Origin of the sequence: Bacillus sp. FSL L8-0528 (assembly GCF_038593085.1) — a bacterium.
In the GTDB taxonomy this organism is placed as follows: Bacteria; Bacillota; Bacilli; order Bacillales; family Bacillaceae; genus Bacillus; species Bacillus paralicheniformis.
In genome coordinates this window covers 896,983-921,191 of the sequence record NZ_CP151961.1, presented here as the reverse complement: position 1 = coordinate 921,191, position 24,209 = coordinate 896,983, and the positions used below count along the sequence as shown (strand labels likewise).

The following is a 24,209-nucleotide window of genomic DNA, read 5'->3' as shown; positions in this document are numbered from 1 at the left end:
GCCTCCTAATATTTAATTCTCGGATCGATGACGGCGTACAGCAGATCAACGATGAAGTTAATCATGACGAAGATGAAGGCGATCACGAGGATGCCCGATTGGATAACCGGGTAGTCGCGGTAGCTGATCGCATCATAAATGTACCGGCCGATGCCGGGCCAGGCAAAAATAGTCTCTGTTAAAATTGCGCCGCCCAGTAACAGTCCGGTTTGCAGGCCGATGACGGTCAATACCGGAATGAATGCATTTTTTAAACCGTGCTTATAGATGACGAAAAACATATGCACGCCTTTTGCTTTTGCCGTGCGGATATAATCGGACTGCAGCACCTCTATCATGCTGGCTCTCGTAATTCTCGCAATGATCGCTGCGGGAATGGTGGCAAGAGCCGTTCCCGGCAGAATTAAATGGCGGATGGCTTCTGCAAACTGATCAAATCTTCCGTGCAAAAGGGTGTCCAATGTATGAATGTACGTAATGGCTTCGACCGGATTTCTGACATTCTCCCTTCCTGTTGTCGGCAGCCAGCCGAGCTCGATCGAAAAAAACCACTGGCCCATCAAACCGAGCCAAAAAATCGGCATCGACACGCCGATTAAAGCCACCAGCATCGCGATATAGTCGAATACCGAGTTCTTAAACCACGCGCTGATGATTCCGGCATTCACGCCGACAAACACTGCGATCAGCATCGCGAAAAAGGCAAGTTCGAGAGTGGCGAACAAATATGGCTTTATTTCTTGCGTAATCGCCGCTCCCGTGCGGATTGATGTCCCGAGATCCCCTTTCAGCAAATCCCCTATATATCTGGCATATTGCATATACCACGGCTGATCAAGGCCGAGCTGGACGGTCAGCTGCTGCACCGCTTCCTTTGTCGCCCTCTGGCCGAGAATAACCTGGGCGGGGTTGCCGGGAATAAAGCGGATGATCGAAAAAACGACCAATGTCATGCCGATGAGAACGGGGATCAGCATGGCCGTCCGTTTTAAACAGTACGCAAGCAATGGCTGTCACCACCTATTTAAACTCTACGCCGGACAATACTTCACTCCCTGTCGGGTGCGGAACATATCCGTCGATATCTTTTGAACCGGCCAAAATCGGCGTGGAATGGACAAGCGGAACCCAAGGCGATTCTTCATGGAGGAGCTCCTGCGCATCTTGATACAGTTTATTTCTTTTCTTTTGATCAGGGTCTGACTGCGCCTCGATTAAGATGTCATGAAGCTCATCATTGCTGAAGTACGTATAGTTGTTACCGCCGATATTATCTTTATCAAGCAGCGTATAAATGAAGTTGTCCGGATCTCCGTTGTCGCCGGTCCAGCCCATTAAAAACGCATCAGCTTCCCCTTTGCTCACCTTATCCAAGTACGTCGCCCAGTCGTAAGTGACGATTTCCGCTTTGACTCCGATTTTTTCAAAGCTTGATTGAATCACTTCGGCTATTTTCATACCGTCCGGCATATACGGCCGCGGTACCGGCATTGCCCAAAGCTTCATTTTAAACCCGTCCGGGTAGCCGGCTTCTTTTAAGAGTTCTTTTGCCTTTTTTAAATCATACGGATATTCCTTAACCTGGTCGTTGTACCCTTCGAGCGACGGAGGAAGCGGGTTTTTTGCAGATTCAGCGAGACCTCCGTAGAAGGAGTCGATAATCGCCTGTTTATCGACAGCATGGTTCAGCGCCTGGCGGACCAGCTTATTGTCAAATGGCTTTCTCGTCGTTGTCATTCCGAGATACCCGACGTTCATTGAAGGCCTTTCAAATATTTTCAGATTGGCGTCTGCTTTGATGCTTTCGATATCAGACGGATTGACGCCATCCATTAGGTCGATTTCGCCCGTCTTCAATGCATTTAAGCGGGCTGAGTTTTCAGGAATGGCTCTGAAAATGATCTTCTGCAATTTCGGTTTGCCTTGATCCCAATAGTCTTCATTTTTCTCAAGGACGATCCGGTCGTTCGGCTTCCATTCGACAAATTTGTAAGGGCCAGTGCCGACGGGGTGCTCCCTGAATTTTTCGCCGTATTTTTCAATGGCGGCAGGACTTGCAATCCCGAAAGAAGTCATGGCAAGGTTCTTTAAAAACGGCGCTTGCGGGCGTTTTAAAATGAACTGAATCTTATGGTCGTCGAGAACTTTTATGTCTTTGATGACGTGCCCCTCATCTTTCTTATAGCCTCCGAACATGCCGTAGTAAGGAAATTTTTCTTCATCCCCGTTCATCCACCGCTCAAAATTGTATTTGACGGCTTCTGCATTAAAATCCGTTCCATCATGGAATTTCACGCCTTTTCTCAGCTCCAATGTGTAGGTCAAACCGTCATCTGAAGCGTCCCATTTCACCGCGAGGCCTTCCTTCAGCGTTGTGTCTTGTTCCCCGTAATTCAGCAAGGTCTCAAACATATTGATCGTCACTTTAAACGCTTCGCCTTCTGTCGTTGTGATCGGATCAAGCGATGTCGAATCACCTCCTCTGCCGATGATCAGCGTATCTTTTCCGCCGTTCGTCCCTCCGTCGTTCTTTCCGCTTTCGTTACCGGAGCATCCCATTAAAAAAGCGGAAACAGACAGAATCATTCCCAAACAGATCAGCCAGCTTTTCTTTTTCATCGTACAGCCTCCTTATTGGTAAAATGGCATGCAGCATAATGCCCGTCCGCAGTCTCTTCAAGAAGCGGCTCCGCTTCAAGGCAGACGTCCGCCCGCTTCATGCATCGGCTGTAAAAAGGACAGCCCTTTTCACTCATGCGGGGCGCGGCAATATCCGGCGCCGTATGAACCGCCTCTCCTTTGCCGATGACGGGTACTGCCGCTAACAGTGTTTCTGTATAGGGGTGTTTCGGTTCTCTAAATAAAGAGTCGGCGTCCGCCATCTCGACAATCTTTCCGAAATACATCACGGCTACCCTGTCGCTGATATAGCGGACGACCCCGAGATCATGCGAAATAAACAGAAACGTTAAATTGAATGCCTCCTGCAGATCAGACAGCAGATTTAAGATCTGCGCCTGAACGGATACATCAAGCGCGGAAACAGGCTCATCGGCAATGATTAATTTCGGCTTTGTGATCAGCGCTTTTGCAATACCGATCCTTTGCCTCTGGCCGCCGCTGAATTGGTGTGCATATCGGTCGCCGTATGAAGCATCAAGACCGACAATTTCAAGCATCGAGCGAACGACTTCTCTCCTTTCCGCCTTCGTTCCGAGTTTATGAACGATCAGCGGTTCCTCCAAAATATCTTTTATTTTCATGCGCGGATTCAATGAAGCGTACGGATCTTGAAAAATCATTTGTATATGCCTTCTCATGTTGCGAAGCTGTTTTGCATCAAGGCCGGTCATCTCCCGCCCGAGAAACGTCACCTTTCCAGAAGTCGGTTCGGTCAGCCGCAGTATCGATTTTCCCAAGGTTGATTTTCCGCAGCCGGATTCCCCGACGATCCCTACGATTTCGCCTTTTTTGACTGACAGTGTAACATCATCGACCGCTTTGACGATTTTCTTGCGGGACACGCGGTAATACGTTTTCAGCTCTTGGACGTTCAGCAGTTCATGATTCATGTGAAAGCACCTTCCTCTTCGTAGAGAAAGCAGCTTACAGCATGGTCATCCGCCAGCCTGTTCAATCCAGGCTCCTCCTCTACGCAGCGTTCGCGTTTATGAGGGCACCTCGGCGCAAACATACAGCCTTTTTTTATCGACCCCGGTTTCGGCACCTGCCCCTCAATCGAAGACAGACGCTCGGATTTGCCTGTGAATGCCGGAATAGAGGCGAACAAGCCTTTTGTATAGGGGTGTTTCGGGCTGTCAAAAACAGCGGTGACACCGCCTTCTTCAACGATCCGCCCGGCATACATGATCATCACGCGTTCACATGTATTGTGAACGACGCCAAGGTCATGGGTAATAAGGAGAATGGCTGTGTTAAATTCGGCATTCATTTTTTTCAAAAGGGACAGAATCTGAGCCTGGATGGTGACGTCGAGAGCTGTTGTCGGTTCATCGGCAATCAGCAGTTTCGGTTCGCAAATTAATGCCATTGCGATCATGACCCGCTGCCTCATGCCTCCCGACAGTTCGTGGGGATATTGCTTCATCAGCTGGTCCGTCCTCGGCAGGCCGACGGTATCCAGCATTTGAACGGCTTTTCTTCTTGCTTCTTTTTTATGAATATTGGTATGGCTGGAGAGTGCTTCTGTTAGTTGATCGCCAATTGTAAAAAGGGGATTGAGGGAGGTCATCGGCTCTTGAAAAACCATCGCGATGTCATTGCCGCGCATCTGTCTCCATTCTTTTTCAGACTGCATGAGAAGGTCTTTGTTTTGAAACTTGATCCGGCCCGTCGTCCGGGTGTTTGCGTTCAGCCCCATTAAAGCCAAAGAGGTGACGCTTTTGCCGCAGCCGGACTCTCCGACGACTCCCATGATTTCTCCGGGATGGAGATCGAAAGAAACGCCTTGCACAATCGGGGTTTCGGACTTTTTCTTTTGAAACGAAATCGATAAATCCGATACTTCAAGCAATTTTTCTTTTGTCACTTATACACCTCCGGAGCTTGTATTTTTTAAATTGTATTTAAACGAGATAGGAAATATGTACGAAATTTGCGGGGAAAGAAAAAGCCTGACACCCGTTCAGCTTCAAACGAAAGTCAGGCTTTTTGCGGTTTTAGTTTAATTTTTGAATGGTGAATAAATGCTTATAGTGCCCGTCGCGGCTCATTAGTTCGTCATGTGTGCCGATTTCCGCGACACGTCCGTTTTCGATGACAACGATTTTGTCAGCGTGGGTAATCGTCGACAGTCTGTGAGCAACGATAAAGGTCGTCCGGTCTTTCGCGAGCTTTTCCATCGCTTCCTGGATATAGTGCTCGCTTTCAAGGTCAAGCGCTGACGTCGCTTCATCCAAAATTAAGAGCGGCGGGTTCTTCAGGAACACCCTGGCGATTGATATCCGCTGTTTTTGGCCTCCGGACAGCTTGACTCCCCTTTCTCCGACCTTTGTATCATAGCCTTGCGGCAGCTCCATAATAAAATCATGGGCATTCGCAGCTTTTGCCGCTTCAATGATGTCTTCCATCGAAGCTTCGGGATTCCCGATCGATATGTTTTCGCGTACCGATTCGCTGAATAAAAACGTATCCTGGAGAACCATGCCGATTTGGTTTCTAAGGCTTCGCGCCTCATAATCGCGCACATCGATGCCGTCGATCTCCAGGCTTCCGGCTGAGACATCGTAGAATCTCGGAATGAGGCTGACAAGCGTCGATTTGCCGCCTCCGCTCATCCCGACGAGCGCAACCGTTTCGCCCCGTTCGGCTTTCAAAGAAAGATCCTGCAAAATCATTTCCTCCGATTTTTCGTATTGAAAGGAAACGTTTTTAAATTCAACAATCCCTTTTAATCGCTCTGCTTTTACAGCATTGGGCTTATCTTTTAAATCATACGGTTCATCAATAAATTCAAACAGCCTGTCCATTGATGCGATCGACTGCGTCAATGTTGTCGAGGAATTGATCAGGCGGCGCAGCGGGTTGTAGAGGCGTTCGATATATCCGAAAAACGCCACCATCGTTCCTACAGTAAGGTTCCCGTGAATCACATGATAACCTGCAACCGTAATGATGATCAGCGGAGCGAGGTCTGTAACCGTATTGACGACGGCAAATGTTTTGGCATTCCAGGCCGTATGGCGGATTGCTTTACCGAGAAAATTCCCGTTCTCGTGATCAAATTGCTTTTGTTCATAATCCTCGATCGCAAAACTCCTGATGACAGGCATTCCCTGAACCCTTTCATGAAGATGGCCCTGCACTTCGGCCAGCGCTTGGGAACGTTCTCTCGTCAGCTTTCTGAGCCTGCCGTAGAAGAATTTAACAGACAGTCCGTAAAGCGGAAACAGCACGATCGAAATAAGCGTCAGCTTCACGTCCATCGTCATCATAATGGCGATGGCGATAAAAATCGTCATCACGTCAAGCCATACATTCATCAATCCGATGATGACGAATTCCTTCGTCTGCTCGACATCATTGATGACCCTTGAAATAATTTCTCCTGCGCGGGTGTTCGCATAATACCTGAGGCTCAGCTTTTGTATATGCGCAAAAAGCTTGTCCCTGATATCATAAAGCACCTTGCTTGCCGTCCACTGCGCGAAATACTGACGGTAATATTCGACAGGCGGCCGAAGCACCAAAAAAATGGCGAACATAACCGCCATTACCATGAATAATGTGGATGTTTTTTCCTCAGCAGTCCCGCTCCCCTGGATGATGTCGTCCACGACGTATTTCAGCAGAAGCGGGATGACCAGCGGAATAGAAAATTTAATAATACCGATTAAAACCGTCAAAACGATTTTCCATTTATACGGCTTCACAAATTCCATGTACCTTCTGATTACCCCCACACGTCTTCCCCCCTCTATATCTTGATGTGTGAGTACACCGCAAAAAACCTGTTGGCCTCAACAGGTTTTTTAGGATTATTTTGTATAATGCAAATACCGTTCATACCAAATATCAATAAATTCAGATGCAAACGGGCCTTTTCTTTGGTGTATCCAATGCAGCAACGTATTTAAGTGATACCTTAAAATGCCGTCGATTTCCTTCGGATAATTCATCGCCTTTTTATGATCAGCGTACTCATCTTCATCAAGAATATGATACGTCATATCCGGAAAGACTTTCACGTCTAAATCATAGTCGATGTATTTGATGGCTTCATCGTCCAAAGCAAACGGCGAGCTGATGTTGCAATAGTAATAAATCCCGTCTTCGCGAAGCATGCCGATGACGTTAAACCACTGCTTTGCATGGAAATAACAAATTGCGGGCTCTCGCGTCACCCATGTCCGGCCGTCAGATTCTGTGACCATTGTCCGGTCATTGGCGCCGATGATGCACAATTCCGTTGCTTTTAAAATCGTTGTTTCATTCCAAATCCGATGAATCTGTCCATTGTGCTTATAGCTATGAATTTGAATGGTTTCTCCTTCCTTGGGAAAGCCCATGTTTTTCTCCCCTACTTTCTTTGCAAAAGCCTTACAAGTCAGTGTGTCACATCGCCTGTCCGACAGTTCTTTTATTTATTATAACGTTTGAAAATAAAAAATGAAAATAAAACAGCCACTCCCGAACAGGAATGGCTCTTTTCTAAAAAACGATAAAGAGAGGCTCATGCTTCGATTCTTTGATAAGCCTGAATCACCTGCTCCGTCTGCTTTTGGAATAAATCCTGAATTTGAGCAAGATCTTTCCGCTTCTGGGATATATCTTCCCGGATCGATAAAAGCTGGGCTTTCTTTTCAAGGGCTGCCAGTTCTTTTTCAATTTTCTGGCATCTTTCAATCTCCGCTTGCAGATACAACAGCTTATCCATAATCTCCATCTGCCCCTGAACCAAGTTTTCAAATTCCGGCATTCGGGATCCTCCATTCTATGCTCTACTCCATTTATTGCCTAACTAACATTTCTCTATACATGCCGGATGTCCTTTGACTGATTCTGGCTAAGATTCGGATGTTTTGTCGGATCAAAAAACGAAAAGAAAAAAGCACCTCATCCGATGGTGAAGTGCTTTTTCCTGTTTCAGTGATTAGCTGTTTTGCTGTTTTTTTTGCTCAGCTTGTTGGTTATTTTGTCTTACTTGCTGCGCGTCAGTTTCGCTGGCAAATTCAGTGCCGAACTGACCACCTTGTGCAGAAGCTTGGTTTTGTTGTCTTACTTTTTGTGCGTTTGTTTTGGATTGTTGGTTAGCCATTGTATATCACCTCCACGACCATTAGATTGTGCAGGAGGATGATATCCTATTCATTGAACGCGAAAAATTTATACGAGCAGTGAACGGCCGCCGTCAATAATGATCGTCTGTCCGCGGATCATATCCGCTTTCCCCGACGTTAAAAACTCCACCGCATCGACCATGTCGCTAATCTCAACCATGCGGCCGGCAGGCGTATTTTGCCGGGCATCTTCCAAAAGTTCTTCGCGGTTCGGGAAATGCTTCAGGGCATCTGTATCGATCGCGCCTCCCGAAACCGCATTGACGATGATGTTTTTCGCCGCAAGCTCAACAGCGAGATATCTTGTCAATGATTCAAGCGCAGCTTTTGAAACGCCGACTGTCGTATAGTTTTCCAAATAACGGATCGAACCGAGCGAACTGATGCTGACAATGTGGCCGCCTCCCGTTTTCTCCATCAGCTTTGCCGCTTCCTGCGCGCAGAATAGCAGAGCTTTCGCATTGATGTTCATCGTCCAGTCCCAATGGCTTTCTTCAAGCTCCATGACGGGGCGCAATACGCCGGATGCAGCGTTGTTGACGAACACGTCCAGTCTGCCGAAGGCTTCCTCGATTTGCTGAAACATATCTTTTATTTTCGCCGGCTGCCCGACATTCGCCTTGACGACCAATGCTTTGACACCGAGCTTTTCGATTTCTTCAGCCGTTTCAAGGGCCGCTTTTTTGCTTCTTGCATAGTTGATGACGATATTGTAGCCGTTTTCGGCAAACCTCAGGGCGGCTGCTTTGCCGACGCCGCGGCTGCTTCCTGTAATAAGGGCACATTTTCTTTGTTCCATCTGTCATTCATCTCCTAGTATAGTGATTGAAAATCTGATAAAAAATAGCTCATAACACGATCAAAAAAGGAGGCATTCGCCTTATGTACGTAGGACGCGATATGAGCGAGCTCGATCACACGCCGAAAAACGAGTGGAAAGATGCGGAGCTTCTCTATTTTCACCGCGCCTTCCAGCAAATCATGCCATTCCTTAATGAAGAAGGGCATGCCGAGTACCTGGAGGTTGTGAAAGAAATTCAAGCAAGAGGCGGACTGCGCCGCCAGGAAGCCGATTATACGCACGGCACCACCATCCAGTACGACTAACGGGCAGCATGCACAGTCAAGCTGCCTATTTCATATACATATTCCATATTTTCTGATGCGATACCGGGAAGGCATATTCAGCGAGCTCTTCTTTCGTGACCTTTTTAAAGTATGAATCATCCGGTTGATCGAGCGTTTTCCCGAAAAAGACAGAAATGTTCCAGACAAGGTGTGTAAACACGTGTTCTACGATTCCTTCAAGCGGACCGATTTCGGCTTCTATTCCGGCTGCTTCTTCCAAAAAAGCCGCAAGCTGTTCGCGCTCGTGCTTCAGTCCTTTCTGCGTTTCTGTGTTCGGGAATTCCCAAAGGTTTGCCAAAAGGCCTGATGCCGGTCTTTTATGGATATAGATGTATCCTTCTTCATCAGTCAGGACAACGGCTGCAAGAGTTTTTACCGAAGGTTTTTTCTTTTTGCTTTTAACCGGAAGCTCTTTTTCACAGCCTTCTGCAAAAGCGGAACAGTGTTCTCGGACGGGACAGAGAAGGCAGGATGGCGATTTCGGCGTACAGATGACAGCGCCAAGCTCCATCAGCCCCTGGTTAAATTCGGACGGTTTTTCTTCGGAAATAAACGCTTCGACAATTTTTTCAAACAGGGTTTTGGTTTTAGGCTTTGCGATATCATCCCATACGGAAAGAATCCGTGACATGACCCGCATGACATTTCCGTCCACCGCGGGGACCGGCTGATTGTAGGCGATGCTCAGCACCGCGCCTCTTGTATAAGGGCCGACACCTTTTAAGCTGCCGAATTCCTCTTTTGAAGGAGGAACCACTCCCCCGTATCGTTCGTGAACTTCCCTGACAGCGCTCTGCAAGTTCCGAACTCTTGAATAGTATCCCAGTCCTTCCCAAGCTTTAAGCACTTTTTCTTCGTCGGCTTCAGCGAGCGCTTCAACGGTCGGGAACTTTTCAATAAAGTTGTTGAAGTAAGGAATCACCGTGTCCACTCTCGTCTGCTGAAGCATCACTTCTGACACCCATACCTTATAAGGGTCGCTGTCTGAGCGCCATGGCAGATCCCGTTTTTCTTGCTCATACCAAGAAATTAAATCTTCTTGAAATTGTTTGATGTTTTTTTGCTCTAATTTCTTTTGCAGATCCATCATGAAACTTCTCCTTGCCTGTGCACGTCACATTTGCATACCGATCTTTTGTTACTTCGGCTTTTTGTTGTAAACTATATGCATATACGATAACATGTTACATTAAAAGTGAAGAAAGCAAAAGCGTTAAATATTTCAGGCAAGGTCCATCGTTCGTTCTGTTTTTGGAAAATAAAAATGATTTTCTAGCACCATTAGGGGAGGTCACCAATGGATACTGGCACACATGTTGTCATGGGCGTTGCACTCGGAGGCATCGCGACGCTTGATCCAGTTGTCGGAATGGACCCATCAATGGCTCAAGCCGTGATGATTGCGACAATCGCCGGATCTCAGGCTCCGGATATCGATACCGTTTTGAAATTGAAAAACAACGCTGTTTATATTAGGCACCACAGGGGATTCACCCACTCCATCCCCGCTGTTCTCGCCTGGTCGCTGATGATTCCGGGCATTCTCATGCTGTTTTATCCCGAAGCCAATCTGCTTCACCTGTGGCTTTGGACCCTTGCCGCGGTCGCGCTTCATGTGTTCGTGGATATTTTTAACGCATACGGGACACAGGCGGTCAGACCGTTTTCAAGGAAATGGGTAGCGCTCGGCTTGATTAATACATTTGATCCGTTTATTTTCGTCAGCCATCTCATAGCCATCGCCTTTTGGCTGGCAGGCGCGCATCAAGGCTATACATTTTTGGCTCTTTACATCGTCTTGGCCGGTTATTATCTGGTGAGGTATTTCATGCAGAGGAAAATCAAGCATGAGCTCCGTGAAAAAATCGATGATATTGAAGAAATCATTATTTCGCCTACGATGAAATTCAGGCAATGGCGAATCGCCGTCAAAGCAAAATCGGCTTTTTACGTCGGACGGAGCATGGATGGAAACGTCGTGATCGTCGACACATTCAACAGGGTGCCTTTACCGGATACGGATGTGATGAAAGCGGCGAAACAGGATAAGAACATTTCGGCGTTTCTTTCGTTCTCACCGGTTTACAAATGGGAGATCGATACGTATAAGGATCATTACGAAGTCCGCTTTATCGATCTGCGATACCGCAGCAAAGGACACTACCCTTTCGTGGCGATCGCACACATCGACAGGGACACGCTCGAATTAATCACCTCCTATACCGGATGGATTTTCAGCGAGGAAAAACTTCAAAAAAAATTAAAGCTTGGCTCTGTTTAAGAGCCAAGCTTTTTTCTCCTTCTGCTGTACCAGATTCCGATGATGAGGCTGATGACTGTAACCGCCAAGGTAGCTTTGAAGTACGGCGGGTAATAAACGAGACGGATGTTGTTCTTCCCTTTTTCGATGGGGATTCCAATAAACGCGTAATTTGCCTTTTGAACGGTTTGCGTTTTTCCGTTTACAGTGACTTCCCAGCCTTTTTCGTACGGAACCGGCAGCACCATGTAGCGGTCTCCGTTTTGATTGTCAAAGCTGATGGACACTTGATTGTTCCGCCAGTTCAAGTCGGCGGCCGGCGTTTTTTTGGCGGCGGCTTTTTTCAGCAATTGATAGTCTTCCTGGTGCAGCCTCAAATGGTCCAATTGATATTTCCCTTTTGGCAGCCTGATTGAAATTTTATCTGTTTTCGGCACCCTGATCGTTAAATCGTAAACACCTGTTTTGTAAATCGACTGGTTTGACTTTCTTGATGTTACATAATCATTGACCCGCAAGTTGAAGAACTGGTCTTTTGCAAGGCTTTTTAAATAAAATCCGACATAATAGTCGCCTTCTTTTGGAACCCCGCCTTCGGGAATGAGATCGATGCCTCCGTTTTCAGCGGTGACGTCGAGGAAGCCGTTATGATAGCTCGCCCCCTCGGTTTTCAGCTTCGTCTGCTTCATCAAATCAGGAACGCTCGGCGGCTGCTCTTTTCCGTTACCGCCATTCTCAAGCACGATTCCTTCAAGCATCGCATGCTCCCGCGCTAAAACTGGCGCATCTGCTAAAGCTTTTTCCGTAAACAACGTTCGCGCCGTCCGGATAAACGGCAAGGTGTATTTGTTTTTATAAACTGTGTAGTGCTCTGATTCATCCGTTTGAATAAACCCGTACGGAACATTGGCGGCATTGTCTTTTTCCGTCATGTAATACTTGCCGTACAGCAGACTGTACAAGTTGGCCCGGTCGCCCATCGATGCGTAGCGGCTGACGCTTTCCCTTCCCATATCGATTTGAAGGTCTTCCCAATAAAACAGAAGAAGATCGCGATTGAGAATGCTTGAGTAGGCGCTGAAGCCGTTAAAATCCTGCATCAGCGGAGTATTGTTGCGGACGCCGTTCATCCAGTCGATCCTTGTATAGGGGTCACCCTTATCGTCTTTTCGAATGTTGTTCAGGAGGCGGCGCTGTTCTTCGCCATTGTACTCATTGCTGGTCAAATAGCTTTTCGTGACGTTTTTAATGCCGCTTGACTCAGACAGAACATACTTTTGATACGTGTTCGCCACGAGGACGGACGATAATAAAATGCAGACGTGCAAAAAAAGCTGCGATTTCTTATATTGAAACCCCGCCGCCGTAAATATGGCGATTGTCAGGAACAGAAGCACAATAATGCTCCAATTTTGCATAAGTGATAAATCCAAGTCTTTCCGCCAAATGACCGCGATATAAACCAGAAGGACAAGCAGGATAGACCATATCATCTCTTTCCGCCTGATGTTTTTCAGTTCGGTCATTCCTGCGGCCGCCGCTCCCCCGATCGTAAAAGCGAGCATGTATTCAAAGCGGTTCTGCGGAGCGGAGAAACCGTTGAATGCGCTTGCCGCAAGCGGGCTGTAATGCAGAAGCACAAGCAGCACACTGATTGAGGCAAACAGCCTGAACGTTTTATTTTTATAGAAGGAAAATGCGAACAAGAACAGCATAAAGACAGCCGGCAGCAAGACAATGCGGCTGGAAAACAGAATGTTGTCCGTCAGATCGTATACAGCGACAGCCTGGTCATACGGCGGCCGCAAATTGTTTAAAAAGCCGTAAACTGCAGGCACAAAGGAAATCGCGCTGATTCCGAAAGAAATCAGGCCTGAAGCGGCGAACATTCTGAATTGTTTCCACCTCGGCGCCTCCTTTTCCGGGTCAAGCCTGATCAGCCAGCGGAAGATGATATAGATCGCAATGAAAATCAAGTTGATATAGGCAAAGTAAAAGTTATTGATCAGCGTCAAAGAACAAGCGGTAATAAACAGTGCTGTCCGCTTTTCTCTGATGACTTTCTCAGCTCCGGCGACAAGCAGCGGCAGCCACAGCATGGCGTCGCTGAAAAATTCCCAGAACACCGTGTGCCTGAAATAGATGACCGATGTGCCATACAAAACCGCACCCGTAAAGGCGGCAAGCTTGTTTTTCACCATACCGTTTAACGCATACGCTGCCGCTAAAATGATCAGGCTGAGCTTGATGACACTGATGAATACGGCGGCCTGCGCCCAAAACAAAGGATCCGCATCCCCGGCCAAATGCAAAAGCTGCATCAGAAAAACGGCCGCGAATGAAGCGATGAAGACAAAAGAAGTCGTGAAATAATAGCCGAGCTGGCTGTAGATGCCGCCCCCGAGACCGAAAGAATACGAATAAAAGAAGTTCCCTTGTTTGTATTGCTCAAAAAGAAACGACTTAAAAATGATCATTTGTGCAAGTCCGTCGCCGTTCCCCGTCATATAGCGGTCATGCGCCCATTCATACAGAAAAAAAGAATGGGCGGCCACTGAAACTGCAATGCTTGCGATCACAAATAGAAAAACTGTTTTCTTCATACTCTTCCCCTGTCTTTTTTCAAAATCTTCCCTGTCACTAAAAATGTCAGAGGAACGGTTAAAAACATGGAGGCAAGCGGAGCTGCCTCACTGTTCATCTTGAAAAAATTCACAAACGTGTAGACGAACAAAGAAGATACCGTCAAATTAAAGAGCTGTGTCAGCGGAAATTGCAAAAACTTTGCCAGCGTCGGCTTGATTTTAAAAGTAAAATAGCAGTTCAGAAAAAAGGAAATCACAAGGCTGACGAAAAAAGCTGCAATATGCGAAACCATATAATTCAACTGAAGCAAAACATGCAGCAGCAAATAAACCGCATAGTAATTCAAAGTATTCACTACACCGACAACGGCAAAGCGAATAAATTCAGGATTCACGATTTTCATGAGTTTCTCCATGAGCGATGTTTGCCTCCTGTATCAAGTAATGAGGCCGCTTTTTCGTCTCATAATAAATGCGCCCGATGTATTCGCCGATAATTCCGAGGCTGAGAAGCTGAACGCCGCCGAGAAACAGGACGGCGGAAATAATCGTAAAATAGCCGGGAACAATCACACCGTATTTTAAGATCCTGATGAATGTGGCCGCGATATAAATAAGCGATAGAAAAAGGATAAAAATACCGGCGTAAAAACACATTCTCAGCGGTCTGTTGTTGAACGACACAATCCCGTCGATTCCATAGTTCAACAAGTGGCGGAACGACCACTTGGATTTTCCGTTTTTCCTTTCGACGTTCTCGTAATAAACAATCTTTTGGTCAAAACCGATCCAGCAAAACAGCCCTTTTGAGAACCTGTTGCCTTCGCTCAGCTTCAGCATCGCATTAACGGCTTTTCTGCTTAAAAGACGAAAATCGCCGACGCCGTCCCTTAAATCAACCTCTACCGCATTGTTGATAAAGCGGTAATAAAGGGATGACAAATAGGAGCGCACGGGGTTGTCTCCCTTTCTGTTGCGCTGGGCTACCACTTGATCATAGCCTTCCTCATACCCTTTAATAAAATCGTGCAGGAGGTATGTCGGGTGCTGCAAATCCGCATCCATCACCACAACAGCATCGCCGCGGGCATGCTGAAAACCGGCAAGGATGGCTGCCTCCTTGCCGAAATTCCGTGAAAACGAAATATATTTCACATGCTCGCTTTTTTCGGCTAGTTTTTTAATTTCCTCCAATGTTCGATCAGTGCTTCCATCATTTATGTAATAAATTTCATAATCATAATCAATGGATTGAAATTCGTTCCTTAACGATTCATAAATCAATTTAATATTGCTTGCTTCATTGTATGAAGGAATAATGATTGAAACGAATCCTTTCTTCACTTAAAGGCACCTCTTTTGGACATAATAAAATTGCATCCGGCATCCGCTTGGCAGGATACTTGCATCTAGCCGCTTCCCACACAACAAAAGGAAAACTGTGGGCACGCTGTACTATTTTCTACAAGATTATTTTGTCATTATATCAGACATCTATGAACAAGTGGTAAAAAAATGATATTCCTTTAGCTTCAATCAGGGCAACATAACAATTTTTCCTTTTGCGACATTTTTCACATAAGTTCAATCTTCCCCGAAACCAAAGCAGCCGCAAGAGAACTTGCATCAGGACTGATTGTTAGGGGCCAAACCCCGCCGCCGCAATCAAATCCGTTTCCTTGATATGTTCGGGCAAAAGGGAGCAAGTCTTTGTCATCGGGCGAAAACCGGATCTGGCTCCGCCGCCGGCCGTTTTCGCATGACAGCTTCACTTTCCCATTCCGCAAAACGGCAACATGTTTTCTGCCGCCCGAAGGAGAGCTTTTCGGCTCTTGCTCGGCTCTCTCTGCAAGCGGAGGAAAAAGCTTTCTTCTTTCACAGTTCGTTAACCGGACGATTTGACCTCGCGGCGCGAAAGCCGCTTCATTTTCTTTATATTTGCTGACGCGGAGCGCACCTGTTTTAGTGTACCCTTACCGTCCTCATCCAGTAAGGCCAGTGCCAGGCGGCACAGTCAGACAATGCATCATTTCCTTCTAAAGCAATGCTCAATGAAGCAGCCCGCGGGCTCCGGAGAACAGATCCTGGTAAGAAGGCTTGTCATTTTGAAATAAATGCAACTGGCTGCCGTAGTGCTCAATCCACTCTTTGACGACTCGCTCTGTCAGCTCTTTTCCTCTGTACGGGTGGCCGGCCTTTGCAAATGTCGCCTCGAAATCCCCCCACAGCAGTTCAACCCATGTTCTGGCTTGTGCGTAGCTCAGCATATGATTTTTTTCAAGAAGCGCATTTGTCAGTTTTTCAAAGTACTCTTCCACTTGGCTTTTCCCCCTTTCCCTAAGGAAAAAACTTTCTTTTTGAAAACGTCGTCCTTTTCATATACTAACCTTACGTCTTCCGAACCGAAGACGCAAATATTTTGGACTTGATTGGAGGAGCCTAAAAAGAGATGCGAAATAAATCAAGAGGCTTTCCGAACATGAACAACAATAAATTTGAAGGCGAGCCCCGGGCCAAAGATGATTTTGCTTCAAAGCGCCCTGACGGAAGCACAAATACTCATCCTCAAGAAAGAATGAGGGCTTCCGGCAAACGCTAAACTTTTCTGGGATGGAGTGATTTCTGTTGTGTGCAAATCGCAAACCGTATACAAACGATTTTAACCAGATGAAAACGCAAAACTATCCGCAGCCATGGGCAAACACAAAGCATGCGCGCGCGCAGGTGAACGGAGAAACGCAGCAGACTCAGGATCTCATCATTCTCCAGCGCAACACGCGCATCCGGACAAGATAGCAGTTATGAAAAGGGTTTAGGCTTTTTGTCTTAGCCCTTTTCTTTTAATAAAGAAATTGGCAGAGCCTCTTCATGATCCGGTGACGAAAGACGGTATCCCCAGGCGAATACGCCGTTTAAATAGCGGATATGGAAATCGTCGCCCCCATCTTCGATTTCGTATACGTTGCCGGCTTTAAAATCGGCCGGATCAAGAAGGTAGGCTTTCGCCATCGCGATTTTCCGTTCGTGAACGGCCAGTTCATTCACAATCCCCATTTGTTCTGCTTTTCTTGCCTTTTCGGTCAGACCCGCAATTTCCTGGTGCAGTTCGTGTGCAGTCATTTCACTGTATCTTTTCTCCATCTTCTCATCCCTTTTCATCTAAAAATTGGTCAATCAAGTCAATTGAAAATCCTTTTCTAAACAGATACTGTTTGACCTTCATTTTCGTTTCGTATGATCCGTCATAACCGTACCTCTTCATTGCTTTTTCTCCTTGCTTCTCAAGCGCTTCTCTCTCAGCGCCATCGTCGTTTTCGTAATCGGTTTCCTGAAGCGCGGCCGAAATGACATCGAAGGAGAAACCCTTTCTGACAAGGTGCTGTTCGATGGCCTGCTTCGTCTCTTTGGAGGACAGCTTTTTTTCTTTTTTCAGTACTTTTTCCGCATGCTTGACCGCGGCCTCGACCTGATCGGAAAACGAAAACGAACTGAGCGCTTCATGAATCAGTTCATCATCGATCCCTTTCAATTTAAGCTCTCTGAATAAGACATCAGGGCCTTTGCCGCTCGTTTTTCTGTGGGTGCTGACATATGCAGCCGCAAATTCGCGGTCGTCCAAATATTTATAACCTTTAAGCATATGCAGAATTTCTGTGATCGCGGAGTCTGCGACGCCTTTTTTCTTAAGATGGTCTTGAACTTCCTTTGTCGAGCGCATCCGGTATGACAAATAATCGAGCGCTTTTTTGAACCCTTTTTTAACGTCGTCTCCGTATTGAATCTCAATGATATCAAGCTCATCAAGCTCTTTGCCTTTTCGCAGGTCAAACTTGACGAGCACGTCCAGGTCGACGCTGAACGCATATTTTTCATCCAGAAAAATATTGACCCGCTCTTCATTGTTTTTCTGGGCAGAAATCTTTGTAATATATGGCATAAATAACTCCCTTCTTTTGTTTTCTTCTTTTACAATAAGGTTAATGATCATGAAAGGGAGGAATCATGATGAAGATTGCGATTGCCGGGGGGACAGGTTTTATCGGCAGACATTTGACAAACGCCTTAACCGCCCGGGGACATCACGTCTATATTTTAACAAGAAAACCGGCCGAAACCGAACAAAAAAACACTTCTTTCGTTCTCTGGCAAAAAAACGGCGCCCGTCCTGAAAAAGATCTGACCGATATCGATGTTTGGATCAATTTAGCCGGAAAATCGCTTTTCGGCCGTTGGAATGAAAAAACGAAGGCGGAGATCGCGACAAGCCGCCTCCGCTCTGTGGAGGAGTCGGCCCGCATCATACAAAGTCTTCAGAAGAAGCCGAACACCCTCATTCAGGCGAGCGCAGTCGGAATTTACGGAACCAGTCTTGAACAGACATTCACGGAGGAATCTCCAGTTTCGGCTGAGGATTTTTTAAGCAGAACGACAGCTTTGTGGGAACAGGCAGCCGAACCAATCGAAGCGCTTGGCATCCGCACCGTCTGGATGCGTTTTGGCCTTGTGCTTGGAAAAGACGGAGGCGCGCTCCCGAAAATGGCGCTCCCCTATCAATTGTTTGCAGGCGGACGCATCGGCTCGGGGCGGCAATGGGTGCCATGGATTCATATCGAAGACGCCGTCGGCATGATTTTATCTGCGATTGAACAGACGCTGATGTCCGGCCCCGTCAATGTCACGGCACCGAATCCCGTTCAGATGGATACATTCGGGCAAACCGTCGCGAAAGTAGAAAAACGCCCACACTGGCTCCCGGTTCCCGAATTTGCGATAAAAGGCGTACTTGGAGAAATGAGCATGCTCGTGCTGAAAGGACAGCGCGTCCTCCCGAAAAAAGCGCTTCAGAACGGCTATCATTTCTTATATCCCGATCTGGAAGATGCCCTGCACAACCTTCTGGCATAAAAGGCGTTTTCCGGCAAAATCCTTGTAGCTTTTCCTTTCCCAGCTGCGTAAAATGTAAGTATCTTTTTAGCAGCATACACGTACAGGGAAGGCAAATGGTGCGCCACCAGATCTCTGGTTTTAGTGGGTTCGATTCCCACCCCGAATTTTTTAATGGATGTGCAAGATACGCGGACAACTGCTTCCGCTAATTAAAAAATTCCGAGGGTGGATTCACGCGTCCCGTTCTGCTGTAAAAGCCGCCCTCAAACTAAGGAGGGGCTGCTATGCTGAAGAAACGGGAACTGACCGACTGCTATGCACTTTTTGAACTGATGATTCATCCGGATGTCTTCCCTTTTGTCAGAAATAAAGCGGAGACGATTGAAGAGTATATGTTTCATGTCAAAAACATGATTGAAGAGGAAGAACAGGGAAAGCTGATATCGCGAACAATACTTGATGAATGGGAAAACCCGATCGGCTGCATCAGCTTGTATGAAATCGAAGAGCAAAAAGGCTTCCTCGGCACATGGCTCGGCAAGCCTTACCATGGAAAAGGCTATAACCAGCGGGCGAAAGACGCGTTTTTTTGCGAGCTTTTTTATGAAAAGCAAATTGAAGCCGTTTTTATGAAAATCAGAAAAACAAATATGCGCTCCCTCAAAGCCGCGGAAAAGCTCCCATATGCCGTCAAGACTGATCTTGACTGGGCCGGCAGCGATACATTTCACCTGTATGAAATCCCGAAAGATTTGTACACGCTGTACAGCATGAGAACATTCGAGGAGGAAAACAGCCGGTTAAAAGAAGCTTAAAACTTGTATAAATGCCGCGGAAACGGACAGCCTGTGAATAACTTAGGTTTTTAGGAGGCTTAAAAGATGGCTGACAAGAAAAAACGCGAACGTTTTAAATCCACTCTGAACAAGACGCAGGAAGTCAGATATTCGCGCGAATTTAAAATGGCAGAGCGCGCCGCAAGGGAAAAATCGTAATGCATAGCGGGAGCCTGATCAGCGAACAATAAGGCTTGACCGGCCGATTATTGATGAGGAGTGATCATATGGGCAGAAATGCAATCCACAAAAACCGGGATAAAAACAAGCAAAAACTCCCTCAAGTTCCTGATCAGTATAAGCGAGAAGCTGACGGAGTGTATGAGGAATATTCAGCAGAACTCGCCGATCAGGATGACCGCGAAGCACAAGCCCGCATGCAGGCAGCTGATAAGCGCGCGAAAAAGCGGCAGTCAAAATAATAATCGAGGCCCGGGATTCGACGTTCCGGGCCTCATTCTTTAAGTTAATTCGGTAAAAAGCTGTGCGGCCGGCGTCCTGTGCTTCGCTTCAGGAATTTCCGCAGGATATCCGATCTGCAAGAGAGCTGCTACCTGCTCATCGCGCTTCAGTCCCATTAACCTGTGCAGTGTTTCATGAGAGAGAACTTCCCCGCTTTTCCATACCATGCCGATGCCTTTTTCCCAAGCGAGCAGCTGCAGATTTTGGATTAAACAGCTGACGGCTGCAAAATCATCCCGTCTGACCCGTTCGTTTTCGTCTTCTTTCATAATAACGAAGAGAAAAGCCGGAACGCTGAGAATATGCTCCCTGAACTTATTGATTTGTTCTTCCTGCATATTCGGCTTGAGCTCTTTAAACGCCGCTTTTAAATTGTCGGCATGCTTCTTTTTCCCGCTTTCCGTCCCGATATAAATGAATCGCCACGGTTCTGTCAGCTTGTGGTTCGGAGCATAAATCGCATCTTCCAAGAGTTCCAGCACCACTTCCTTCGGCACCGGATCCTGTTTAAACTTTCGAATCGTTCTTCTATTTCTGACGCAATCGCGAATACTTTGGATTTCTAGCGTGTCGTTCATGTGGCCGCCCCCTTAATGAAAATGATTATCATTGTTGATTATAATGTTAACTGCTGGCGTTTGCAATGATCTCCACTCGCTAAAAAAGGCGGTGTTTGTTTACACTTCAAAGCTTTGCTTTTCAGCAAATACAGCGGTTCCTGTCATGCGCACTTTCATGATGCCGTTTTGTTCCGCAACTTCGATTTTCACTTTTCCGTCTTTCCCCATTTCCTGGCCCTGTTCGATCTGAAAATCAGTCTGGCCCTCTTCACAGAATTCCTTTCCGAACGTTTTCATATAAGCGCCCATCACTCCTGATGCCGTTCCTGTGACAGGATCTTCGCTCGTTCCGGAATAAGGCGATGAAAAATGCCTGCCGTGAAGCTGGCAATCCCGATGGATCGTCTCCAGGCAAAACGGGTGGACAGATGCTCGCGGCATCTCGGTTAAAACGTTCGGAAATTCAGCTTGAACGGGCTTCATCCTGCGGATTGCGGCCAAATCTCTCACCGGCACAAGCAATGTCCATATACCTGTGCTTCCATAAACAACGGGCAATGCTTCATGAAAGTCCGCTTCGCTGATCCCCAGCGCTTCCGCCAATTGGCTTCTGCTTCCTGTGAAAGACTGAAAACACGGGGGCGCCTGCTCCAGCGTCACCAAAAAACGCCGATTGCCGTCTGAGGCGGTATACACAGAAAGGACGCCCGCTTTTGTTTCGACCTTCAGCTCCGCGCCAGCTTCAATCGCGCCTTTTTCCAAAAGCGCATAAAGAGAAGCAACAGTCGCATGTCCGCATAAATTCATTTCATGGCCCGGCGTAAAGTAGCGGATCCTTATGTCGGCCGACTCGCTCGGCAGCAGGAAAGCCGTTTCATTATAGCCTGCCTGTTCAGCGATCTTCTGCATCTCCCAATCGGTCAACCCGTCTGCTTCAAGCACGATGCCCGCCGGATTTCCTTGACCCGCAGTCTTTGAAAATGCGTCATATCTTAATACTTCAATTGGCTTCATTTTGATCCCCCATTTGTCGATTCGATCCTTCCCTTCCAATCATTTGCAGTATACCGCCTTTTGAGTGCTTCTTACAATGGCAATATAAAAAAAAGGCCGTTTTAATAAACGGCCTCATTTCGTTCTCCTTCCGATCAGCCTTGTCACAAGGATCATCGTTACCGGGAGAGATCGGTTTTTCCGATAGGCTAAATATTTCCCCCGCCAAACCGGCTTATATTTTTCTTTAAAAGACCGCAGTCCGCTGAAACTGTACATGTAGCTGACATTGTTGAAAATCACGGCGGCCAGCCGCTCCGTCCAGAATGACTGAAACGTTGTCCCTACATTCGATAAAGGGGCCATTCCCATATTGAAGGCCGTGTAGCCCTGTTCTTTTCCCCATTGAAATAAATAGATGAACAGCGCATCCATGATTCCTTTCGGCGCCTTTTTCGAATAGCGCATCAGATCGATGGATATTTCCCCTTCGCGGTACATCGGCATGATATTCATAAACGCGACGATCTCGCCTTCTTCGCTTTTTAAAACGGCAATTGGCGCCTTTTGCAAATAATCTTCTTGAAAAAACCCGAGCGAAAAGCCTTTTTCTTTTTTGCGGCCGAGCCATTCATCAGACACCTGCCTCAGCTCGTTGAGGAATTCTCTCGAAAACGGCGGCTGTTCGACATGGAACGTATACCCTTCCCGTTCAAAACGGTTGTAGATCGCCCTTAGTCCGGCCCGCTTTTTTCCGCTGATTGTAAAGGTGTCAAGGTCGACAATCGCCTCTTCTCCAAGCTTGAAAAAGCGGTATCCGAAGTCATGATAGAGCGCCATGTCTTCGCGTTCGATCTGATAGAAAATGACAAGATACCCTTTTTGGTCAGCCGCATGAAGGAATTCTTTGATCACGAGCGGAAACGAGTCTTCCCGGCCGGACGGGTCGCCGAGCACAACGAGGCGCTGGCCGACTTTGGCGAATTGAATCAGCGCATTCCCGTCGCTTGAATAAAAAAACCGCTTGTCCCCTAAAAAGCCTAAATGGCTCAAAGCGTTGCCGCCTTTTTCTTCTAAGAATGCCTCCAGTTTCTCCGGATCAGGCTCTTCACCGATCTCTTTCGTTTTCCTGTTAAACGCCCAGATGAAAACAGCGAAATACAGCGGAACGAAAAATAACGCAAAAAACGTCGCGAAGTCGACATGGCGTTCACTGTGAATGAAATAATCTTTCACAAGAAGATGGCCGAGCGCCTCCCAAATGTGTGAAGCGATAATATTGTAATTCAATAAAGTAAAGAGGAAGATAAAAGCTCCCCATGCGATTTGCCCGAATGTGTAGACAGCCCGCTCCCTTGTAAACTGCCCCCTCAGCAATACAAACAGGGCAAACACCACAGGAATCATGAAGACGGCGCTAATATTAAAGCCTTTAAAAAGCGTGAACAGAAAGGCAAGCGCCAAAGCGGTCAGCGTCATATAATAAGATCTCTTTGTCCTCCGATAAAGTTCAAGCGGCAGAATCAGCAAAATCAAGCCGAAACTGAGGGACAAACCGTTAAAAAACACCAGCATGAACTTCGAAATATTCGGTATCAATGTAATCCTGTCAATCGGCAGCGCCACAGATGCGATCACAATCGCTCCGCTGCAAAATGCGATGACTGAAAGCGAACCGTTCAGCAGTCTGAATAGGAGCGCTCTGTGTAAAATCAACAGAATATTGGTCGTTTCTATTGCCGGGGCAATAATCGGTTTTTCTTCGAGCCTCTTCATCGTATTTCCAGTCAAATCGGCTGCTGCAAAAATAAGACCGAACACAAAAGGGATAAACGAATAGGCGATCCGGTAGAGCACAATCGCCGTCAGAGTGATTTCCTGATCAACCCCCAGCTGGCTCATTCCGACCAAAAAAAGCAGGTCGAACGAACCGAATCCGCCGGGAACGAGACTGATCATTCCGGCCACCGAAGCAATCGTAAAAACGCCGATGACGGTTTTTAAGTCCAATTCGACGCCCATCGTTGCAAGGGAATAATACATGACCGCTGCTGCGGCAACCCACTCGATCACCGATGCACCCAGATAAGAAAAGAAGACCGAAAGCCGCATGCCCTTTTCGGCTCCTCTGCTTCTCTTCTTTTTGATCATTAAAATGACGGCCGCACCGGGAGCGATCATCGCCGTACCGGCAACAGCCAGCAGCACCCACGTTTTTTCTGTAAACAGATCCCCGGCAGGCAGAATTCCGGCAAGGACGAGAAGGCTGAGGACAGACAGCCCGAGAAGAACCGAAGACGCAAGCCAAGCGATCCCCCTGATCAGCTTCTTCACATCATCAACATGCTCTTTGTAAAGGATCGTTCTCAATCCTGCACCGGACAATCCGCCGAACCCGAGAACATTGTTAAGTGAGTTGGCGATCCATGATACTTTGATCGTTTTCCATTTCGAAACCTTCATTCCGAGGGAGCGGACCAGAACAAAATCGTATAATGTCATCGCCAAAATGGCGGCAAGTCCGAGAAAAACAAGGATGAATAGGTCAATCCGATTAATTTGATCGATAATCAAAAATGTTTCTTTAAAAGACAGCCCGGCCAGTTCTTTTTTCGCTTGAAAAAAGACAAACAAAAGAACAGCCGCCGGAATCACGATCCTTAAAATCGCCAGCGCATTTTTTTTCATGAAAAACCACT

The 24,209-nt window shown here is 47.0% G+C and carries 27 protein-coding genes; 8 read left to right on the top strand and 19 right to left on the bottom strand.

All coding sequences use genetic code 11. The features are described 5' to 3' along the window. Positions 1 to 5 precede the first annotated feature (5 nt). The 9 genes from MHI30_RS04560 to fabL all read right to left on the bottom strand — a co-directional run bounded on the left by MHI30_RS04560 (position 6) and on the right by fabL (position 8,598). Positions 6 to 1,007, bottom strand: a complete 1,002-nt coding sequence (locus tag MHI30_RS04560; protein WP_009329015.1) for an ABC transporter permease — start codon at positions 1,005 to 1,007, stop codon at positions 6 to 8. Positions 1,008 to 1,020: 13 nt separating this feature from the next. Continuing rightward, positions 1,021 to 2,619 (bottom strand): ABC transporter substrate-binding protein, encoded by a 1,599-nt coding sequence (locus MHI30_RS04555; protein ID WP_009329016.1) that lies wholly within the window; start codon positions 2,617 to 2,619, stop codon positions 1,021 to 1,023. Continuing rightward, the gene (locus MHI30_RS04550) at positions 2,616 to 3,572 is read right to left on the bottom strand and encodes an ABC transporter ATP-binding protein (protein ID WP_003179948.1); all 957 of its coding nucleotides are present in this window, start codon (positions 3,570 to 3,572) and stop codon (positions 2,616 to 2,618) included. The genes MHI30_RS04555 and MHI30_RS04550 overlap by 4 nt, the downstream gene beginning before the upstream one ends. After that, entirely contained in the window at positions 3,569 to 4,549 is a 981-nt protein-coding gene (locus MHI30_RS04545; RefSeq protein WP_003179945.1) for an ABC transporter ATP-binding protein, read from the bottom strand. Before MHI30_RS04545 ends, MHI30_RS04550 begins: the two co-directional genes overlap by 4 nt. A 130-nt stretch (positions 4,550 to 4,679) precedes the next feature. After that, on the bottom strand, positions 4,680 to 6,422 hold the full coding sequence (locus MHI30_RS04540) for an ABC transporter ATP-binding protein (RefSeq protein ID WP_003179944.1): 1,743 nt from the start codon (positions 6,420 to 6,422) through the stop codon (positions 4,680 to 4,682). A 75-nt stretch (positions 6,423 to 6,497) separates the two neighbouring features. Beyond that, complete coding sequence (locus MHI30_RS04535; RefSeq protein WP_003179942.1) at positions 6,498 to 7,028, bottom strand: DUF402 domain-containing protein; 531 nt, start codon at positions 7,026 to 7,028, stop codon at positions 6,498 to 6,500. 164 nt (positions 7,029 to 7,192) lie between these two features. Then, the gene (locus tag MHI30_RS04530; RefSeq protein WP_003179940.1) at positions 7,193 to 7,438 is read right to left on the bottom strand and encodes a YgaB family protein; all 246 of its coding nucleotides are present in this window, start codon (positions 7,436 to 7,438) and stop codon (positions 7,193 to 7,195) included. A 174-nt stretch (positions 7,439 to 7,612) separates the two neighbouring features. Further along, positions 7,613 to 7,777 carry a gamma-type small acid-soluble spore protein gene (locus MHI30_RS04525; protein WP_003179939.1) on the bottom strand — a complete coding sequence of 55 codons (165 nt, stop codon included), beginning with the start codon at positions 7,775 to 7,777 and terminating at the stop codon, positions 7,613 to 7,615. Positions 7,778 to 7,845: 68 nt separating this feature from the next. Continuing rightward, on the bottom strand, positions 7,846 to 8,598 hold the full coding sequence (gene fabL, locus MHI30_RS04520) for an enoyl-[acyl-carrier-protein] reductase FabL (RefSeq protein ID WP_075755186.1): 753 nt from the start codon (positions 8,596 to 8,598) through the stop codon (positions 7,846 to 7,848). Between the two features lie 83 nt (positions 8,599 to 8,681). Here fabL and MHI30_RS04515 point away from each other — a divergent pair, with 83 nt between their 5' ends. Next, complete coding sequence (locus MHI30_RS04515) at positions 8,682 to 8,906, top strand: hypothetical protein (protein ID WP_020450628.1); 225 nt, start codon at positions 8,682 to 8,684, stop codon at positions 8,904 to 8,906. Between the two features lie 25 nt (positions 8,907 to 8,931). On the opposite strand, the gene mutY is transcribed toward MHI30_RS04515, so the two are convergent. Next, a complete protein-coding gene (gene mutY, locus MHI30_RS04510) occupies positions 8,932 to 10,017 on the bottom strand; it encodes an A/G-specific adenine glycosylase (protein ID WP_075755185.1) in 1,086 nt (361 codons plus the stop codon). Positions 10,018 to 10,224: 207 nt separating this feature from the next. Here mutY and MHI30_RS04505 point away from each other — a divergent pair, with 207 nt between their 5' ends. Next, the gene (locus MHI30_RS04505; protein ID WP_003179931.1) at positions 10,225 to 11,208 is read left to right on the top strand and encodes a metal-dependent hydrolase; all 984 of its coding nucleotides are present in this window, start codon (positions 10,225 to 10,227) and stop codon (positions 11,206 to 11,208) included. Here the strand turns inward: MHI30_RS04505 and MHI30_RS04500 are convergent. The 4 genes from MHI30_RS04500 to MHI30_RS04485 all read right to left on the bottom strand — a co-directional run bounded on the left by MHI30_RS04500 (position 11,205) and on the right by MHI30_RS04485 (position 16,090). Beyond that, complete coding sequence (locus MHI30_RS04500) at positions 11,205 to 13,790, bottom strand: YfhO family protein (RefSeq protein WP_075755183.1); 2,586 nt, start codon at positions 13,788 to 13,790, stop codon at positions 11,205 to 11,207. The two genes, MHI30_RS04505 and MHI30_RS04500, sit on opposite strands and share 4 nt — an antisense overlap. After that, positions 13,787 to 14,188, bottom strand: a complete 402-nt coding sequence (locus tag MHI30_RS04495) for a GtrA family protein (protein ID WP_003179929.1) — start codon at positions 14,186 to 14,188, stop codon at positions 13,787 to 13,789. The genes MHI30_RS04500 and MHI30_RS04495 overlap by 4 nt, the downstream gene beginning before the upstream one ends. Continuing rightward, entirely contained in the window at positions 14,157 to 15,116 is a 960-nt protein-coding gene (locus MHI30_RS04490) for a glycosyltransferase family 2 protein (RefSeq protein WP_009329019.1), read from the bottom strand. Before MHI30_RS04490 ends, MHI30_RS04495 begins: the two co-directional genes overlap by 32 nt. A 704-nt stretch (positions 15,117 to 15,820) precedes the next feature. After that, positions 15,821 to 16,090: a YfhJ family protein gene (locus MHI30_RS04485; RefSeq protein ID WP_003179927.1), complete on the bottom strand. Its 270-nt coding sequence runs from the start codon at positions 16,088 to 16,090 to the stop codon at positions 15,821 to 15,823. Between the two features lie 131 nt (positions 16,091 to 16,221). Between MHI30_RS04485 and MHI30_RS04480 the strand changes: the two genes are divergently transcribed. Further along, complete coding sequence (locus MHI30_RS04480; protein ID WP_003179924.1) at positions 16,222 to 16,371, top strand: small, acid-soluble spore protein K; 150 nt, start codon at positions 16,222 to 16,224, stop codon at positions 16,369 to 16,371. A gap of 26 nt (positions 16,372 to 16,397) precedes the next feature. Next, entirely contained in the window at positions 16,398 to 16,568 is a 171-nt protein-coding gene (locus MHI30_RS04475; protein WP_003179922.1) for a YpzG family protein, read from the top strand. Positions 16,569 to 16,598: 30 nt separating this feature from the next. Here the strand turns inward: MHI30_RS04475 and MHI30_RS04470 are convergent, their stop codons facing one another. Together MHI30_RS04470 and recX are read right to left on the bottom strand one after the other, a co-directional pair. Then, a complete protein-coding gene (locus tag MHI30_RS04470; protein ID WP_003179919.1) occupies positions 16,599 to 16,913 on the bottom strand; it encodes a YfhH family protein in 315 nt (104 codons plus the stop codon). Between the two features lie 4 nt (positions 16,914 to 16,917). After that, the gene (recX, locus tag MHI30_RS04465) at positions 16,918 to 17,709 is read right to left on the bottom strand and encodes a recombination regulator RecX (protein WP_003179917.1); all 792 of its coding nucleotides are present in this window, start codon (positions 17,707 to 17,709) and stop codon (positions 16,918 to 16,920) included. Between the two features lie 68 nt (positions 17,710 to 17,777). Between recX and MHI30_RS04460 the strand changes: the two genes are divergently transcribed. The 4 genes from MHI30_RS04460 to MHI30_RS04445 all read left to right on the top strand — a co-directional run bounded on the left by MHI30_RS04460 (position 17,778) and on the right by MHI30_RS04445 (position 19,917). After that, positions 17,778 to 18,677 carry a TIGR01777 family oxidoreductase gene (locus tag MHI30_RS04460; protein ID WP_011197673.1) on the top strand — a complete coding sequence of 300 codons (900 nt, stop codon included), beginning with the start codon at positions 17,778 to 17,780 and terminating at the stop codon, positions 18,675 to 18,677. Between the two features lie 266 nt (positions 18,678 to 18,943). Further along, a complete protein-coding gene (locus MHI30_RS04455) occupies positions 18,944 to 19,474 on the top strand; it encodes a GNAT family N-acetyltransferase (RefSeq protein ID WP_003179913.1) in 531 nt (176 codons plus the stop codon). Positions 19,475 to 19,540: 66 nt separating this feature from the next. Beyond that, positions 19,541 to 19,654 carry a YfhE family protein gene (locus tag MHI30_RS04450; RefSeq protein WP_003179911.1) on the top strand — a complete coding sequence of 38 codons (114 nt, stop codon included), beginning with the start codon at positions 19,541 to 19,543 and terminating at the stop codon, positions 19,652 to 19,654. A 68-nt stretch (positions 19,655 to 19,722) separates the two neighbouring features. Next, entirely contained in the window at positions 19,723 to 19,917 is a 195-nt protein-coding gene (locus tag MHI30_RS04445; RefSeq protein WP_003179908.1) for a YfhD family protein, read from the top strand. Positions 19,918 to 19,956: 39 nt separating this feature from the next. Here the strand turns inward: MHI30_RS04445 and MHI30_RS04440 are convergent, their stop codons facing one another. The 3 genes from MHI30_RS04440 to mprF all read right to left on the bottom strand — a co-directional run bounded on the left by MHI30_RS04440 (position 19,957) and on the right by mprF (position 24,198). Continuing rightward, on the bottom strand, positions 19,957 to 20,535 hold the full coding sequence (locus tag MHI30_RS04440; RefSeq protein ID WP_075755179.1) for a nitroreductase: 579 nt from the start codon (positions 20,533 to 20,535) through the stop codon (positions 19,957 to 19,959). A 99-nt stretch (positions 20,536 to 20,634) separates the two neighbouring features. Continuing rightward, positions 20,635 to 21,531 (bottom strand): PhzF family phenazine biosynthesis isomerase, encoded by an 897-nt coding sequence (locus MHI30_RS04435; RefSeq protein WP_003179904.1) that lies wholly within the window; start codon positions 21,529 to 21,531, stop codon positions 20,635 to 20,637. A gap of 114 nt (positions 21,532 to 21,645) precedes the next feature. Beyond that, entirely contained in the window at positions 21,646 to 24,198 is a 2,553-nt protein-coding gene (mprF, locus tag MHI30_RS04430) for a bifunctional lysylphosphatidylglycerol flippase/synthetase MprF (RefSeq protein WP_003179900.1), read from the bottom strand. Positions 24,199 to 24,209 lie beyond the last annotated feature (11 nt).